At 65.2% G+C, this 16,503-nt stretch carries 14 protein-coding genes and 1 pseudogene; 11 read left to right on the top strand and 4 right to left on the bottom strand.

Annotation, left to right across the window (positions count from 1 at the left end):
• Positions 1 to 71: 71 nt before the first annotated feature.
• Both X265_RS26880 and X265_RS26875 read left to right on the top strand, forming a co-directional pair.
• Positions 72 to 1,214: a patatin-like phospholipase family protein gene (locus tag X265_RS26880; protein WP_128967567.1), complete on the top strand. Its 1,143-nt coding sequence runs from the start codon at positions 72 to 74 to the stop codon at positions 1,212 to 1,214.
• 67 nt (positions 1,215 to 1,281) lie between these two features.
• The gene (locus X265_RS26875; RefSeq protein ID WP_373291586.1) at positions 1,282 to 2,247 is read left to right on the top strand and encodes an oxygenase MpaB family protein; all 966 of its coding nucleotides are present in this window, start codon (positions 1,282 to 1,284) and stop codon (positions 2,245 to 2,247) included.
• Positions 2,248 to 2,407: 160 nt separating this feature from the next.
• On the opposite strand, the gene glgA is transcribed toward X265_RS26875, so the two are convergent.
• Positions 2,408 to 3,823, bottom strand: coding sequence for a glycogen synthase GlgA (gene glgA / locus X265_RS26870; RefSeq protein WP_128967566.1), 1,416 nt, complete (start codon positions 3,821 to 3,823; stop codon positions 2,408 to 2,410).
• 182 nt (positions 3,824 to 4,005) lie between these two features.
• Here glgA and X265_RS26865 point away from each other — a divergent pair.
• The 9 genes and pseudogenes from X265_RS26865 to X265_RS26825 form a co-directional block, all read left to right on the top strand.
• Positions 4,006 to 5,191 (top strand): annotated as a pseudogene (locus X265_RS26865) (CaiB/BaiF CoA transferase family protein); the annotation flags it as partial.
• Positions 5,192 to 5,335: 144 nt separating this feature from the next.
• Positions 5,336 to 6,880 carry an ABC transporter substrate-binding protein gene (locus X265_RS26860; RefSeq protein WP_128967564.1) on the top strand — a complete coding sequence of 515 codons (1,545 nt, stop codon included), beginning with the start codon at positions 5,336 to 5,338 and terminating at the stop codon, positions 6,878 to 6,880.
• Positions 6,881 to 6,887: 7 nt separating this feature from the next.
• A complete protein-coding gene (locus X265_RS26855) occupies positions 6,888 to 7,838 on the top strand; it encodes an ABC transporter permease (protein WP_128967563.1) in 951 nt (316 codons plus the stop codon).
• A complete protein-coding gene (locus X265_RS26850; protein ID WP_128967562.1) occupies positions 7,825 to 8,697 on the top strand; it encodes an ABC transporter permease in 873 nt (290 codons plus the stop codon). Before X265_RS26855 ends, X265_RS26850 begins: the two co-directional genes overlap by 14 nt.
• Entirely contained in the window at positions 8,694 to 9,686 is a 993-nt protein-coding gene (locus tag X265_RS26845) for an ABC transporter ATP-binding protein (RefSeq protein WP_128967561.1), read from the top strand. The genes X265_RS26850 and X265_RS26845 overlap by 4 nt, the downstream gene beginning before the upstream one ends.
• Positions 9,683 to 10,654, top strand: a complete 972-nt coding sequence (locus X265_RS26840; RefSeq protein WP_128967560.1) for an ABC transporter ATP-binding protein — start codon at positions 9,683 to 9,685, stop codon at positions 10,652 to 10,654. The genes X265_RS26845 and X265_RS26840 overlap by 4 nt, the downstream gene beginning before the upstream one ends.
• An 81-nt stretch (positions 10,655 to 10,735) precedes the next feature.
• Positions 10,736 to 11,803, top strand: a complete 1,068-nt coding sequence (locus X265_RS26835; protein WP_128967559.1) for an alcohol dehydrogenase — start codon at positions 10,736 to 10,738, stop codon at positions 11,801 to 11,803.
• 123 nt (positions 11,804 to 11,926) lie between these two features.
• The gene (locus X265_RS26830; RefSeq protein ID WP_128967558.1) at positions 11,927 to 13,006 is read left to right on the top strand and encodes an isocitrate/isopropylmalate dehydrogenase family protein; all 1,080 of its coding nucleotides are present in this window, start codon (positions 11,927 to 11,929) and stop codon (positions 13,004 to 13,006) included.
• 41 nt (positions 13,007 to 13,047) lie between these two features.
• Positions 13,048 to 13,587, top strand: a complete 540-nt coding sequence (locus X265_RS26825; protein ID WP_128967557.1) for an isochorismatase family protein — start codon at positions 13,048 to 13,050, stop codon at positions 13,585 to 13,587.
• A gap of 85 nt (positions 13,588 to 13,672) precedes the next feature.
• Here the strand turns inward: X265_RS26825 and X265_RS26820 are convergent, their stop codons facing one another.
• The 3 genes from X265_RS26820 to X265_RS26810 all read right to left on the bottom strand — a co-directional run bounded on the left by X265_RS26820 (position 13,673) and on the right by X265_RS26810 (position 16,477).
• Entirely contained in the window at positions 13,673 to 13,951 is a 279-nt protein-coding gene (locus X265_RS26820; RefSeq protein WP_128967556.1) for a hypothetical protein, read from the bottom strand.
• 255 nt (positions 13,952 to 14,206) lie between these two features.
• Positions 14,207 to 15,022, bottom strand: a complete 816-nt coding sequence (locus tag X265_RS26815; protein ID WP_128967555.1) for an enoyl-CoA hydratase — start codon at positions 15,020 to 15,022, stop codon at positions 14,207 to 14,209.
• Between the two features lie 108 nt (positions 15,023 to 15,130).
• Positions 15,131 to 16,477 (bottom strand): L,D-transpeptidase family protein, encoded by a 1,347-nt coding sequence (locus tag X265_RS26810; RefSeq protein WP_128967554.1) that lies wholly within the window; start codon positions 16,475 to 16,477, stop codon positions 15,131 to 15,133.
• Between the last annotated feature and the right edge of the window lie 26 nt (positions 16,478 to 16,503).

The following is a 16,503-nucleotide window of genomic DNA, read 5'->3' as shown; positions in this document are numbered from 1 at the left end:
GTTCGCAGCGGCGTAACAAGTCGCGGCCGACGGCGAACATTCGACCGACGCAGGCCCATCAGGAGCGAACCATGAACGGCACACAGGACAACGCAAAGAGCAAGGACCTGCCGGGCCAGGTCGTGCTGGTCCTCCAGGGCGGCGGCGCCCTCGGCTCCTACCAGGCTGGCGTGTACCAGGCCCTGCACGAGGCCGGCATCGAGCCGGACTGGATCATCGGCACCTCGATCGGCGCGATCAATGCAAGCCTCATTGCAGGCAACGAGCCGGGACAGCGGCTGGCGCGGCTGAAAGAATTCTGGAAGCGGATGGAGCAGAACCCGGTCTGGAATCTGCGCAGCGCGTTTCCCGGCTTCAATGACAAGCTGGCTTATTGGTCGACCGTCACCAACGGCATTCCCGGCTTCTTCCGCCCCAATCCGCTGGCGCATGCCGGCGATTCCTACCCGCTGGGAACCGATCACGCGGGCTTCTATTCGACCGCGCCGCTGGAGAAGACGCTCCGCGAGCTCGTCGATTTCAGCCTGGTCAATCGCTGCGCGCCGCGGTTGACGGTCGGCGCGGCGCATGTCCGTAGCAGCCAGATGCGCTATTTCGACAGCCGCGACGGCGAGCTGACGGTGAAGCACATCATGGCATCGGGCGCGCTTCCGCCGGCATTCCCCGCGGTGCGGATCGATGGCGAGCTCTATTGGGACGGCGGCATCCTGTCGAACACGCCGACCGAGGCGGTCTTTGACGACAACCCGCGCAAGGATTCGCTGATCTTCGCGGTGCATCTGTGGAATCCCGTCGGCACCGAGCCGACCACGATGGCGGAGGTGCTGAACCGTCACAAGGACGTGCAGTACTCCAGCCGCATCGCGAGCCAGATCGTCCGGCAGCAGCAGGCCCATCGTCTGCGCCACGTCATCAACCAGCTCGCCGGGCGTCTGTCCGAAAGCGAGCGCGCCGATCCCGCCGTGAGGGAATTGACCAGCTATGGCTGTCCGACCCGGATGCATGTGGTGCGGCTGCTCGCCCCTCAGCTCGATCGCGAAAGCCACACCAAGGACATCGACTTCAGCCCGTCCGGGATCATGCAGCGTTGGGACGCGGGCTATGCACATACCCGCTCGGTGCTGGCGCGCGCGCCGTGGGTCGGCGAATTCGATCCGCTGTCGGGCGTGGTGCTGCACGAGCATCTGGACGACATGCCGATGGCCGCGGAATAGCGCCTCAGGCCGACGCTCGCTTCATCGAATTGCCACAGGCGTTGCGGATCGTAGCAAGCCGCAGTCGATGAGGTCCCTGCAGGTGGTATCCGGGAACGAGCTGGAGATAGCTCTCGATCAGGTCCGCGCTTGCGCGGCGGGACCGATCGCGGGCGTGTTCGGTCCTGACACGGTGACCTGGCGGATCGACCGGGAGGCCGTCATCTTCCTCGGCGCCGGCCGGGCGCTGCTGCTGCAGCTCGCGCATCCCTGGGTCGCGGCCGCGATCGCCGAACATTCCAGGACTCTTGCCGATCCGATCGGGCGCTTCCATCGCACCTTCGACATCGTCTTTGCCATGGTGTTCGGCTCGCTCGACCGGGCGCTGTCGTCATCGCGGCAACTGCACCGGCGCCACAGCATGATCGTCGGCGAGATGCCGGAGACCGTCGGTCCGTTCGCGGCCGGCTCGCGTTACTGTGCCAACGACATCCCGTCGCTGCGCTGGGTTCATGCCACGCTGGTCGAGACCGCGTTGATGGCGCACGATCTGGTTCTGCCGCCGTTCTCGGTGGCGGAGCGCGAGCGCTACTGGACCGAAAGCCGGACGTTCGGCGCGCTGTTCGGACTGACGGCGGATGACCTGCCGGCCGACTGGTCCGGCTTTGCGGCCTACATGGCCGCGATGGTGCAGTCGGAGACGCTCACCGTGAGCCCGGCCGCGCGCGAGATCGCGGCGCAGATTTTCGGTGGCGCACGTCCGTGGCTGCGGCCGCCGCGATGGTACCGCGCGCTCACGGCAAGCCTGCTGCCGGAGCGCCTGCGCTTAGGGTTCGGTCTTGAGCTCGACGCGCGCGACAAGAAATCTGCGCAGAACGCCCTGCGGTGGATCACGCGCGTTTATCCGAAACTGCCCGACCGGCTGCGCTATGTCGGTCCCTACCAGGAAGCGCAGGCGCGCTTGCGCGGCGAGCCGCAGCCGGACTGGATGACCCGCTGCCTCAACCGCGCCTGGATTGGTCGCCCGCAAATGGACGTGCGCGGGAAGGGGTGAGGAATGATCTCCGTGTCCCGGACAAGCTGCAACGCGTGAGCGTTGCGGCGCAGAGCCGGGATCCAGGAGCCGCGAAATCCGGTGCGACATGGGCCCCGGCTCAGCAGCGCACCGTCGAAGAGACGCTGCGCTGCGTCCGGGGCATGAGAGAACGCGCAGCTCACGCCGCCGCCAGCTTCCGGTACAGCTTGCTGTAACTTCCCGCCGAGATGCTCCAGGAGAATGACCGGCCCATGGCGCTGCGGCGCATGGTGTCGAGCTGGTCGTGGGCCATGAACGCCTCGAAGGCACGGCGGACGCCGCCGAGGAAAGATTCGTGCGACGGTCTCGAGAACAGGAAGCCGGTCTCGCCGTCGCTGATGGTTTCGGCAAGGCCGCCGGTCTGGTGCCCGATCGGCAGCGAGCCGAAGCGCTGGGCGTACATCTGGCTGAGCCCGCAGGGCTCGAAGCGGGAGGGCATCAAGGTGAAATCGCTGCCGGCGAAAATGCGCCGCGCCTGGGCGTCGTTGAAGCCGATGGTGACGCCGATGGCGTCGGGGCGGCGGCGATGCGCGTCGATCAGCGCCTGCTCGAGCGCGGGCTCGCCGGAGCCGGTGACCACGATCTGCCCGCCGGCGTCGACGATCTCGTCGGCGGCCGACAGCACGAGGTCGATGCCCTTCTGATGCACGAGCCGTGCGACGATCGCAAACATCGGCCCGCGCGAGACGGCAAGCCCGAACTGCTTGCGCACGTAATCCGCATTGGCTTTCTTGCCGACCCAGTCGCCGGCCCCGAATTGTTGCGCGAGCTGGGCGCAATAGCGCGGGTCCCAGCTCTCGTCGATGCCGTTGAGGATGCCGGTGAGCTCGGACGCCTCGGAGCGGACGCGCAGCAGGCCTTCGAGGCCGCAGCCGAATTCCTCGGTCGTGATCTCGCGCGCATAGGTGCCGCTGACGGTGGTGAGGTGGGAGGCATAGACCAGCCCCGCCTTCAGGAAGGAGAGCTGGTCGTAGAACTCGACGCCGTCGATGTGGAAGGAGCTTTCGGGGACGCCGATCCGCCGCAACGACTCCTTCGGGAAGAGACCCTGATAGGCAAGGTTGTGGATCGTCAGGATCGACGGCAGCTTGGCGCCGCGCCAGGCGAGATAGGCCGGCACGAGCGAGGCCTGCCAGTCATTGGCATGGATCAGGTCTGCTGCCCAATTCTTGTCCAGCATGCCCATGGCCAGCTCAGCGGCCGCCGAAGCAAACCGCGCGAAGCGGATGTCGTTATCAGGCCAGTCGCGCCCGGACTCGTCGCCATAGGGGTTGCCGGGCCGGTCGTAGAGCTGCGAGCACAACAGCACATAAACAGGCATTCCGTCCTTGGTCGCGGCCCGGCCCAGCGAGCAGGCCGGCATTTCCGCGAATGCCGGGCAGCGGCCAACGATCTGAATATGCGTGAGTTGCTCGATGATGTCGCGATAGCCGGGCAGCATGATCCGGATATCGGCGAAGGGACGGAGCGCACGAGGCAAGGCCGCGGACACGGCGCCGAGTCCACCGACGCGGACGAAGTCGTCCATCTCTGTCGTGACGAACAAGACCCTCAAGAACAGCTGCCCTCATCCGATCCCGTTTGCTGCTATGCAAGAACGGGTCCAGTTGCTCCGGAAATTCTCCAGCCCCCCAACGCGGCGCGTCTGATCGGTAAAGACTTTCCTACTCAGCCGCCGCCCTCTAGGGTCGCCGCATCAACAAGAGAGAACAATGAAGGTTCCAAAGGGGCATGGGGATGCAGCTAGCAGATAAGCATGAGGGGATGACGACAAAGGCCTTCGCGGGCCTCAGGGTGCTGGATTTTTCGACCACCATCGCCGGGCCCCATTGCGCGCGGATGCTGGCCGACATGGGCGCCGAGGTCATCAAGATCGAGACCGACGGCGGCGAGACGATGCGCACCCGGCCACCGTTGCGCAAGGGCTGCAGCACCGTGTTCGGCCAGCTCAATGTCGGCAAGAAGAGCGTGGTGCTCGACCTCAAGTCCGAGGACGGGCGCGAGGTGGTCCGCCGGCTGGTCGCCACGTCGGACATCCTGGTCGAGAATTTTCGTCCCGGCGTGATGCGCCGGCTGCGGCTCGACTGCGACAGCCTGCGCCCGGTCAATCCCAGGCTGATCTATTGCTCGATCTCCGGCTACGGCCAGACCGGCCCCTCGGCCGAGCTGCCGGCCTACGCGCCGGTAATCCATGCCGCCTCCGGCTACGATATGGCGCATCTTGCCTATCAGCCCGGCCGCAACAGGCCCGACTATTGCGGCATCTATCATGCCGACGTCGTCACCGGCACCTACGGCTTCGGCGCGATCGCCTCCGCGCTCTATCAGCGCAGCGTGACCGGGCTCGGCCAGCACATCGATGTCTCCATGCTGGAATCGATGCTGTCGCTGACCTTGACCGAATTGCAGGGCGCGCAATTTGCCGTAAAGCCGCCGCCGCGCCCGATGTTCGGGCCGACCGAGACGGCGAACGGCTATGTGATGATCACGGTCGCCAGCGAGAAGACGTTTCAGGCCCTGATGGGCGTGATCGGCCGCCCCGAATGGATCTCTGACCCTCGCTTCTCGACCTATGCCACGCGACGCGAGAACTGGGCAGAGGTGATGGATGGCGTCGAAGCCTGGTCGCGGCAGCTCGCAACCGACGCGTGTCTCGCAGCGCTCGGCGCCGCCGGCGTGCCGGCTTCGGCCTATCGCACCGTGTCAGAGGCGCTGGCCGATCCGCAGCTCGCGCACCGGCAAGCGCTCTCGTCCGTGCAGGACGGAGGCGGCTCGTTTCAGGTGCTCAATCTGCCGTTCCGGATGTCGGGTGCCGACACCACGCCGGGTAGGACGATCGCCGTGCTCGGCGAGCATACGGATGCGCTGCGCGAGGAGATCGGCCTTCGCGAATGATGCGTCAATTCCGACAGGCAAAACATCCGCGACGCGCCGAGCAACATTGCGCCGCCGCATGCGGCAACTGATCGCTCGCGCGTTCCCCTTGCCGTCGCGCGCATTTGTCGCCAATCTCGCCTCCGAGTCATTCAACGATCCGAAACATCGGACGAGGATCCCGGGAGGAACCATGACCAGGATTGCTGCTGCGGCGCGCAGGCACGCGCCGATTTTCCTTGTTGCGGCATTTGCGATCGTCCCGCTGGCCGGTCCGGCGTCGGCGCAGAAGGCCGGCGGCAGCATCACCGTCGGCCAGGAGCTGGACATTCCGGGCTTCGATCCGCTCAAGGTCGGCGTCTACGATACCTCCACCTTCACCGCGGCGGCCGCGATCTTCGACACGCTCGTCACGCTCGATGACAAGGGCGAGGCGGCGCCGAAGCTCGCGGAGTCCTGGACCCATTCCGACGATTACAAGACCTGGACCTTCAAGCTGCGCAAGGGCGTGACATTCCATGACGGCACGCCGTTCAATGCGCAGGCCTTCAAGGACAATTTCGACCGGCAGAAGGACCCGGCCAACAAGTGCCGTTGCGCCTTCTACATCACCAACGTCAAGGAGGTGCTGGCGCCCGACGAATACACCGTGGTCTATCATCTCACCGACCCCTCGGTGAACCTGCCGGCGACGATCACCATCCAGAGCCAAAACAACGTCGTACACTCTCCGACGGCGTGGAAGACCAAGGGCGACGACTACAACCGCAACCCGGTCGGCACCGGTCCCTATATCCTGAAATCATGGACCGCCGGCGACCGCATGGTGCTGGAGAAGAATCCCAATTATTGGGACAAGAGCCGTCCGTACCTCGACCGCATCGTTCTGAAGCCGCTGCCCGATGCGCAGTCACGCTTCGCCTCGCTGCAATCGGGCGAGGCCGACATTATCTGGGACGACGAAAACGACGCCGACAACATCATGAAGGCGCAGAAGGACTCTAAGCTCACCGTACACACCTACAAGGGCTCGGGTGCGCAGGTCTACGCCTTCAACACCAAGGTGGCGCCGTTCGACGACGTCCGCGTGCGCCAGGCGCTGGTGATGGCGATCGACCGGCCCAAAATGTCGCAGGCAATCAGCAACGGCCTGAGCCGGCCCGCGAGCAATCCTTACGGCGATGGGTCCTGGGTCAAGTGCAAGGACGATGGCGCGCTGCCTTACGATGTCGAGAAGGCCAAGGCGCTGATCAAGGACTACGGCAAGCCGGTCGAGTTCAGGATGCTGGTCACCGCGACGCCCCGCGGCCGCATGATCGGCCAGGTGCTGCAGCAATTCTGGAAGCGCGTCGGCGCCAACATGGAGATCGAGCAGGTCGATCAGGCGACCATTCCCTCGCGCGCTTTCACGCGCCAATTCCAGCTGACGCCGTGGCGTATCGTCGATCTCGCCGATCCCGATCCGCAGATGTACGCGAACTTCCATACCGGCAGCCCGCTCGCGCTCGCCGGCTTCTCCGATCCGGAGCTCGACCGGCTGCTCGACCATGCGCGCGTCACCGCCGATGTCGGCCAGCGCACCGAGGATTATTGCGCCATCAGCCGGCTCATCAACAAGGAAGCGATCTGGTTCTGGACGTTCCAGAACACCTATTACGCGCTGTCGAGCGCGAAGCTGAAAGGCTTTCCGAAAATCTACAACAGCGTGATCGACGTCTCCGACGCCTGGCTGGAATGACCTGGTGATGCTGAACTTCATCGTGCGGCGGCTGCTGGCGATCCTGCCGGTGCTGCTCGCCGTCTCGCTGCTCACCTTCCTGATCGCCTCGCTGCTGCCGGGTGATCTTGCCATGGTCATCCTCGGCGATCAGGCGACGCCGGAGAACGTCGCGGCGCTCCGCCATGACATGGGGCTCGACCAGCCGCTATGGTGGCGTTACCTGAGCTGGCTCGGGCACGTCCTCCAAGGCGACCTCGGCCGCTCGTTCCGCACCGGGCAGACGGTGCTGCAGGCGGTCTCCGAGCGCATTCCGGTCTCGCTCGAATTGATGCTGATGGCGGAGTTCGTCGGGCTCCTGATCGGCGTGCCGATCGCGATCGCCTGCGCCGCGCGCGCCGGCGGCGCATTCGATCGCTTCATGACCGGCAGCGCCTTTGCGATGCTGTCGATGCCGTCCTTCCTGGTGGCGATCCTCCTGATCTATCTGTTCGCGGTCGAGCTGCACTGGTTGCCGGCGACCGGCTATGTCCCGTTCACCGAAGAGCCGCTCGCGAACTTGCGCTTCTTCGTGCTCCCGGCGCTGACGCTGGCGCTGGCGGAATGGCCTGGAATCATGCGCGTGCTGCGCTCCGACATGATCGCGACCTTGCAGGAGGACTATATCGCGCTCGCGAAGGCCAAGGGCCTGAAGCCATCGCGCATCCTGTTCGTCCATGCGCTCAAGCCGTCGTCGCTGACGCTGGTGACGGTGACGGGCATCAACATCGGTCGCCTGCTCGGCGGCACCTTGATCGTGGAATCGATCTTCGCGCTGCCCGGCATCGGCCGGCTGCTGGTCGGGGCGATCTATACCCGTGACCTCGTCATCCTCCAGGGTGTGGTGCTGCTCGTCGCCTGCGGCTTCGTGCTCGTGAACTTCATCGTCGACATGCTCTATGCCGTGCTCGATCCGAGGATCCGTCATGGCCACGCTTGAGCTCTCGATGCAGGACGAGGTGACAGCCGCGCCGGTCAGGCGCAAGCGCAAGCTCGGGCTGTTGTTCTGGATCGCGAGCCTTTGGCTCGCCATCATCCTCGCGCTTGCGATTCTTGCGCCTCTGCTGCCGCTGCAAAATCCCGTCGACATGGACATGCTGGAGCGGCGCGCCGCCTTTTCCAGCGAGCACTGGCTTGGCACCGACGGTCTCGGCCGCGACGAACTGGCCCGGCTGATCTTTGGCGCGCGCGTCTCGCTGACAGTCGGGCTGATCGCCCCATTGATCGGCCTCGGCATCGGCGGTGCGCTCGGTCTGCTCGCCGGCTATTTCCGCGGGAGGTTCGAAACGCTGGTGGTCGGCAGCATGGACGTGCTGCTGGCGTTTCCGCCGCTGATCTTCGCGCTCGCGGTCACAGCCTATCTCGGCCAGTCCATTCCCAATCTCACCGTCATCCTCGGCGTGCTCGGCATTCCCGCCTTCATGCGGGTCGCGCGCGCAGCGACGCTGTCTCTGGCGCGGCGCGAATTCGTGATCGCGGCCGAGGCACTGGGTGCCAGCCATGCGCGCATTCTGCTGCGCGAGCTGCTGCCGAACGTGATCCTGCCGCTGCTCGCCTTCTTCCTGCTCGGTGTCGCCGTCACCATCGTGGTCGAGGGGGCGTTGTCCTTTCTCGGCCTAGGCGTGCCGCCGCCGATGGCGAGCTGGGGCAGCATGATCGGCGAGGGGCGCGACAGCCTCGACGTCGCGCCGCGGCTCGCCTTCCTGCCGGCGGCCGGATTGTTCCTCACCGTGCTGGCGTTCAACCTCGTCGGCGACACCATGCGGGCGCTGACCGACCCGCGTCAGGGGGCGCTGTGAGCACACAGCTCCTGACGATCGAGGACGTCGCGGTCGAGTTGCCGACCCCGCGCGGTATCTTGCGCGCCGTGGACCATGTGGATCTGTCGCTGGAGGCGGGCCGCACGCTCGGAATCGTCGGTGAATCTGGCTGCGGCAAGACCATGCTGTCGCGCGCGGTCCTTCAGCTGCTGCCGAGGAAGGCGAAGCTCACGGGGCGCGTCACGTTCGACGGTCAGGATCTGGTCCGGCTCGCCCCTGAAAGCCTGCGCCGCCTCCGCGCGCGCGACCTCGCGGTGGTGTTCCAGGACCCCATGACTTCGCTCAATCCGGTGCTTACCATCGGCACTCAGCTGATGGAGACGATTCAGGAGCATCTCGAGCTAGAGGCGCCCGCCGCGCGCAAGCGCAGCATCGAGCTGCTCGCCGCCGTCGGCATCCCGGCGCCGGAGCAGCGGCTCGCGCAATATCCCCATCAATGCTCCGGCGGCATGCGCCAGCGCATCGCGATCGCGATCGCGCTGTCCTGCGAGCCGAAACTGCTGATCGCGGACGAGCCGACCACGGCGCTCGACGTCACCATCCAGGCGCAGATCCTCGATCTGCTGGCGCGCGAGCAGCGCCGCCGCCATATGGCGATGATCATCATCACGCACGATCTCGGCGTCGTCGCCGGCCGCGCCGACGAGGTCGCGGTGATGTATGCGGGCAGGGTGGTGGAGCGCGCGCCGACGCAGGCGTTGTTCAAACGCATGCATATGCCTTACACGGAAGCGCTGCTGGCGGCGATTCCGAAGCTGGAGACCGCGCCGCATACGCCGTTGCCGGCGATTTCCGGCCGGCCGCCCGATCCGACCCGGCCGCTGAAGGGCTGCTCCTTCGCGCCGCGCTGCCGCTATGCCACCAGCCGCTGTCGTGAGGCCAAGCCGGGCCTGATGAGCGCCGAGACGGCCGATCATCTCTATGCCTGCTTCCACCCGATCCAGATGGCGGAAAGGATCGGCGCATGATGCAGCTGGCCGTGCGCGACGAGCCGCTCCTGAACGTCGACAATCTCGTCGTCGAATATGGGCTCGGCAACAAGACCGTGCATGCCGTCTCCGGCGTCAGCCTTCATGTCGCGCGGGGCGAGACGCTGGGGCTGGTCGGTGAATCCGGCTGCGGCAAGTCGACGCTGGGGCGCGCCGTGCTGCAATTGCGCCGCGCCAAGTCCGGCCGCGTGCTGTTCGACGGCGAGGACCTCACCGCGATGGAGGGCGAGGCGCTGCGCAAGATGCGCCGCCGCGTGCAGCTCATCTTCCAGGATCCGATCGCCTCGCTCAATCCGCGCCGGCGCATCGGCGACATCGTCGCCGAACCGCTGATCATCGCCGGTGTCAAGGACGCCGCCGAGCGCAGGCGCAGGGTTCACGACGTGCTCGCCGCTGTCGGGCTCGATCCCGAACTCGTGGCGAACCGCCTGCCGCACGAATTCTCCGGCGGCCAGTGCCAGCGCATTTCGATCGCGCGATCGCTGGTACTCAATCCCGAATTCATCGTCTGCGACGAGCCGGTCTCGGCGCTCGACGTCTCCATTCGCGCGCAGATCCTGAATCTGCTGGAGGAGATGAAGGCGCGGTTCGGCCTGACGCTGCTGTTCATCGCGCATGACCTCGCGGTCGTCAAAGCCGTGAGCGACCGCGTCGCGGTGATGTATCTCGGCCGGCTCTGCGAGGTCGGGCCATCGGAGCAATTGTTCGCGAGACCCGCGCATCCCTATACGGCGCTGCTGCTGCAGGCGATTCCGGTGCCTGATCCGGATGTGCGTCCCGCCGAGAGTGTGGCAACCGGCGAGCCGCCGTCGCCGATTGCGCCGCCCTCCGGCTGCCGCTTCCGCACCCGCTGCCCGCGGGCGGACCAGCGATGCAGCGCGGAGATACCGGAGTTGCGCGAGGTCACGTCAGGCCAGTTCGCGGCTTGCCACCATCCGCTGGCCTGAACTAAGACGAGTCCCGGATTTGTCTCACTTGGCCGCCCGTGGCATGGTGGCGACGACAAGACGAATGCCGGGAGGACGCTGATGAAGAGTTTCAAGGTTGCCGATTTCAAGGCGCCGCTGCAGGAGTTCGATGAGGCGACGCCGCAGCCGTCGGGCACGCAGGTGCTGATCAAGGTCAAGGCCGCCGGCGTCTGCCACAGCGACCTTCACATCTGGGAAGGCGGCTACGATCTGGGCCATGGCCGCAAGCCGCTGTCGCTGAGGGATCGCGGCATCAATCTGCCGCTGACCATGGGCCACGAGACTGTCGGCGAGGTTGTTGCGTTCGGCCCCCACGTGAAGCCGGCCGACCAGGGCGATCTCAAGCTCGGCGATGTCGGCCTGGTCTATCCCTGGATCGGCTGCGGCAAATGTGCGACGTGCCTTGCCGGTGACGAGAACATGTGCCTGACCCCGCGCTCGCTCGGCGTCTATTGCGATGGCGGTTATTCCGATCACATGCTGGTGCCGCATCCGCGTTACCTGCTCAACCTCAGGGGGCTCGATCCCGCGACGACCGCGCCTTATGCGTGCTCGGGCGTCACCACCTACAGCGCGCTGAAGAAGGTCGAGCAGCATTTCGACACGCCGATCGTGATGTTCGGCGCCGGCGGTCTCGGGCTCATGGCGCTCTCGCTCTTGAAGGCGATGGGGGGCAAGGGTGCGATCATGGTCGATATCGACGCCAGGAAGCGCGAGGCCGCGGAAAAGGCCGGCGCGCTTGCAACTGTTGATCCCAAGGCGCCGGATGCGCTGGAGCAGCTGGCAAAGAAGGCCGGCGGTCCGATCCGCGCGGTGATCGATCTCGTCGGCAACGCCGCGACGACGCAGCTCGGCTTCGACTGTCTGACCAAGGGCGGCAAGCTCGTCATCGTAGGCCTGTTCGGCGGCGGCGCGACCTGGGCGCTGCCGCTGATTCCGATCAAGGCGGTGACGATTCAAGGCAGCTATGTGGGAAACCTGCGCGAGACGCAGGAACTGCTCGATCTCGTGCGTGCGAAGAAGGTGCCGCCGATCCCGGTGACGCGGCTGCCGCTCGACAAGGCCAACGAGGCGCTGCTGCAATTGCAGCAGGGCGCGGTGGTCGGGCGCACCGTGCTCGTGCCGTAGTTCGACGCGTCATTGCGAGGAGCGAAGCGACGAAGCAATCCAGAATGTTTCCGCAGATGCAGTTCTGGATTGCTTCGCTTCGCTCGCCATGACGGGCCACTTCTTTCGTCGCGTAGGAAACCCATGTCCGCAAACAACGCCTTTCACATTGCCGTGCTCGCCGGTGACGGCATTGGTCCCGAAGTCATGGCGCCCGCGCTCGAAGTGCTGCGCAAGGTCGGCGACAGGTCGGGCCTGAGCTTCCGCTTCACCGAGGCGCCGGCGGGCGCCAACAATTATCTCGCCACCGGCAAGTCGATGCCGGATTCGACGATCAAGCTGTGCGAGGGGGCGGACGCGATCCTGCTCGGGGCCTGCGGTCTGCCGTCGGTGCGCTACCCCGACAACACCGAAATCGCGCCGCAGATCGAGCTGCGCTTCATCTTCGATCTCTATGCCGGCGTGCGCCCGGCGCGCCTCATTCCCGGCGTGCCGAGCCCGATCGTCAGCGCCGACCAGCGCGGCATCGATCTCGTGGTGATCCGGGAGTCCACCGAAGGCCTGTTCGCCTCGATGGGCAAGGGCGTCGTCACCCACGAGGACGCGCGCGAGACCATGGTGATCACGCGCAAGACATCCGAGCGGCTGTTCGACTTCTCGTTTCGCCTCGCCGAGCGGCGCAAGGCGCGCGGCAAGCAGGGAACCCTCGCCTGCGTCGACAAGGCGAACGTGTTCAAGGCGTTTGCGTTCTTCCGCGGCATTTTCGACGAGATCGCGAAGAAGCATCCGGACGTGAAGACCGATCGGCTCTATGTCGACGCCTGCGCGGCGATGCTGGTCAAGCGCCCATGGGATTTCGACGTGATGGTGATGGAGAATATGTTCGGCGACATCGTCTCCGACATCACCGCGAGCCTGATCGGCGGCCTCGGCATGGCGCCTTCGGCCGACATCGGTGACACCTACGCGGTGTTCCAGCCATGCCACGGCACCGCCCCTGACATCATGGGACAGGGCAAGGCCAACCCGACCGGCATGATCCTGTCGGCGGCGATGATGCTGGACTGGCTCGCCGACAAGCACGGCATCGAGAGCGCGACGGAGGCAGGCGAGCAAATCGAGCGCGCGGTCGATCAGGTCTATGCCGGGGGTCTCACGCCGATGGAATTTGGTGGCAGCAATGGCACGGCGGATATCACCAGGGCGGTGCTCGCGGCGCTCTGAGGAAGGTGTATATTCAGTTCTCGAAATAGCCGAGCAGTCCGATGGACGCGATCATTGTGCTCGACATGCAGGTGGGCCTCTTGAATGGTGCGCCGAAGCACGATCTTCAGGGCGTGGTTCGACGCATAAATTTGCTTACCGCGATGGTGCGTGAAAGATCTGGCAAGGTCATATGGATCAGGCACTGCGGCAAGCCGGGCGATGGTTTTGAGCGGGACGCCGAGGGGTGGTCATTTCTGCCCGAACTGGATCGTCACACAGACGACGCCGTGATCGAGAAGACATTGAACGATCCGTTTGTTCGAACCGGGCTGCACAGCACCTTGGCTCAAATTGCGCCGGATCGGGTCATCGTCACCGGCTGGGCGACCGATTCCTGCGTCGATTCAACGGTCCGTTCGGCAATATCAAGCGACCACCACGTCGTTGTTGCCAGTGACGCTCATACAGTGAGCGATCGGCCGCATATGGACGCTGCTGCCGTGATCCGACATCACCATCGGGTCTGGAGCAACCTCTTAACAAATCGCTCAGTGCGCATCGTAACTGCGGGCCAACTTCTCCACGAAGCGGCTTCCTAGAGCTGCTGCCTGGTCTGCTGAACGAGCGGGATTCGTCTCTTCGATCGGGAGCGTGGGGCAAAGGGGCCTTGCGGCCCCTTCTCGTTCACCAGCGGTGCCAGTAGCGATGGCGCCAGCCCCAGGGGCGCGGGCCGTAGAACGGCCGCGGGCCATAAAAGCCGTAGGCGCCGTAATAGTTCGGACGCCACCAGCAGCGGCCCCAGGCATTGCAGACCATCCGCACTTGATCGACATGCGCCGCCGGACCGCTCGCAACCTGGTCGGCCTGCGGGATGCCGTTCGGCATTGCCGCGAGCGCTTGTCCCGACGCCAGCGCGGCACCGCCTATGGCAGCCAGACCAAGAACAGCAAATTTGAGTTTCATCGCAATCTCCCTCGTTGGTGGCGGAAGAACTTGCGAGGGATCAAGTGGTTGCTACCGCGACAAACCGCGCGAGGAATTTAATCTTGGTGAATGAAGGTTCAGACTACCGGCGAGTTCCAGAGTGCCGTTCTCTCCGCTTCGTCATTGCGAGCGCAGCGAAGCAATCCAGAATCTCTCCGCAGATGCTTTCTGGATTGCATCGTCGCAAGGGCTCCTCGCAATGACGACGGAAAGACGTGCGCTCGAGGCGACCCTTTACCTTCCCCTGAACTGCGGCTTCCGCTTTTCCATGAAGGCCTGCCGGCCCTCGCGAAAATCGGCGCTGTCCATGCAGACCGTGCCGATCGCCTTGATCGCGTCCATGTCGCGGGCGCTTTCGTCCTTCAGCACCTGCGCGATGGTGATCTTGGCGGCCTTGATCGCGAGCGGGGCGTTTTCGGAGATGGTCTGCGCGATCGCCATCGTCTCTCCCCAGAGCTGATCGATGGGGAACAGGCGCTCGACGAGGCCGATGCGCAGCGCCTCCGCCGCGTCGATGCGCATGCCGGTATACATCAGGAGCCGGGCCCAGGACGGCCCGACCAGCGACACCAGGTGCTTCAAGCCGTCATAGCCATAAGCGATGCCGAGCTTTGCCGCGGGAATGCCGAACTGGCTGCCATGCGCTGATATCCTGATGTCGGCGAGCATCGCGACCTGCATGCCGCCGCCGAGGCAGAAGCCCTCGATACACGCGATGGTCGGCTTGGGATAATCGGCAAGCAGCGCGCGCTGGGCGGCGCTGCGCCTGGCATACGCTTCGGATGCGGCAGCGTTGTGCCTGACCTTCTCGAACTGGCTGATGTCGGCGCCCGACACGAACGCCTTGCCGCCGGCACCGCGCAGGATCACGACGCGCACCGTCTCGTCGTCGCGCAAGGCTGTCAGCGCCTCGCCGAATCCCTCCCACATCTCCAGCGACATCGCATTGCGCTTGTCGGGATTGTTGAAGGTGATCACGCCGACGCCGTCGATGACCTGCTTGAGGATCTTGCCGTCGGCGTAGGGGGTATTTTGGGAGAGGTCAGGCATCGCGCGCTCGCTTGTCTTCAGACAAGGCGCAATGTGCTGTCAGCCCGAGGTCCGGGTCAACTGCGGCGGGTGAAGAGATCCGCAGCCACCCGTGCCGCGATTGCATGCCTATTGCGCCATATGCGCGGTCAGCGGGTGGTTGCCGGCGTTGCTGAAGAACGCCGCTTCCTCGGCGGTCGCCTCCAGCAACTGTTCGTCCTGGTTATAGACGTCGTTGCGGAACTGGATGGTCTGGTCCTTGGTCATCCAGGCCGTGAGATAGATCCAGGCGACCGGGACCTTCCTGGCCATGGCGACGTCCTGATGTTGCCCGGTGGCGATCTCTGCATCGATCGCGGCGCGGGTCCATTTCGGCTGGTCCTTGAGCAGCCAGGCGGCGAGATCGCGCACATTGTCGACGCGCGAGCAGCCGTGGGAATCGAAGCGGTAGTCGTCGCTGAACAGATTGCGCTGGTTGGTGTCGTGCATGTAGACCGAATAGGAGTTCGGCATGTCGATCTTGACCGCGCCGAGTGCGTTGAAGCTGCCGTTCTGCTGGCGCACGGTGAAGTTCGGCGTGTGCGTGCCCGACCAGTCGACCGAACGCGGATCGATCGGATTGTCGTGGGCGTCGAGCACCTCCATGTGCATGCGCGACAGATAGGTCGGGTCCTTGCGCATGTGGGCGGAGATCTCGGTCTTGGCGATCGAGGAGGGGACCGTCCAGGTCGGATTGAGCACGACGCCGGTGATCTGGGCCGTCAATGTCGGCGAGGGCTTTTCGGTCTTGCCGACGATGACGCGATAGCGCCGCACCACCACGTCGTTCTCGACCGCCTCGGCGTAGGCGGCGGGGATGTTGACCACGACATAACGCTGGCCGAAGCTGAAATTGGTGTTCTCGAGCCGCTCGAGCGAGGCTTCCAGCTGGCGGATACGCTTCTGCACCGGGACGTTCATGGCCGCGAGCGTGCGCGGCGTCATCAGGCCCGTAAGTGCAAGGCCGTGACGGGCCTGGAAGCGCTTCACACCGTCAGCGAGATCCTGGTCATAGGCGCCGCTCGCTTTGTCGGACGCAAGGTCACCGGAGAGGATCAGCCGCTTGCGGAGCAGATCGTCATTGGCCCCTTGGACGCCGAGCGCGAATTTTGCGTCCGCGGGAATCGTCGGCCAGCCGCCGCGCACCGCAAGGTCGGAATAGCTCAGCGCCGCGTCCTTGATCCGCTGGGCGGTGCCTTCATCATAGGTCGGCTCATGCGTCAGCGCGAGCGCCGCGGCGGAGCGGCTCTCGGCGGTGGAGGCCGGGGCTGCTGCGGCTTTTGGCGCGGCGGCGTGAGCCGGGTTGGCGGTCGCGGGCACCGTGCCGGACGAACTATTGGCCTTGGGGCCGCTCTGGCCCGTGGTCTCGGTCTGCGCAAGCGCCGAAGCGCTGGCAAGCAGGCCCATGGCAATGATCACGACATGGCGTTTCGACATTTTGTCCGGTCTTCCCCATGAGGACG

The organism is Bradyrhizobium guangdongense, assembly GCF_004114975.1.
Taxonomy (GTDB): domain Bacteria; phylum Pseudomonadota; class Alphaproteobacteria; order Rhizobiales; family Xanthobacteraceae; genus Bradyrhizobium; species Bradyrhizobium guangdongense.
Note: the sequence above shows the minus strand (reverse complement) of the source record. Positions and strands in the feature narration are given on the sequence as shown.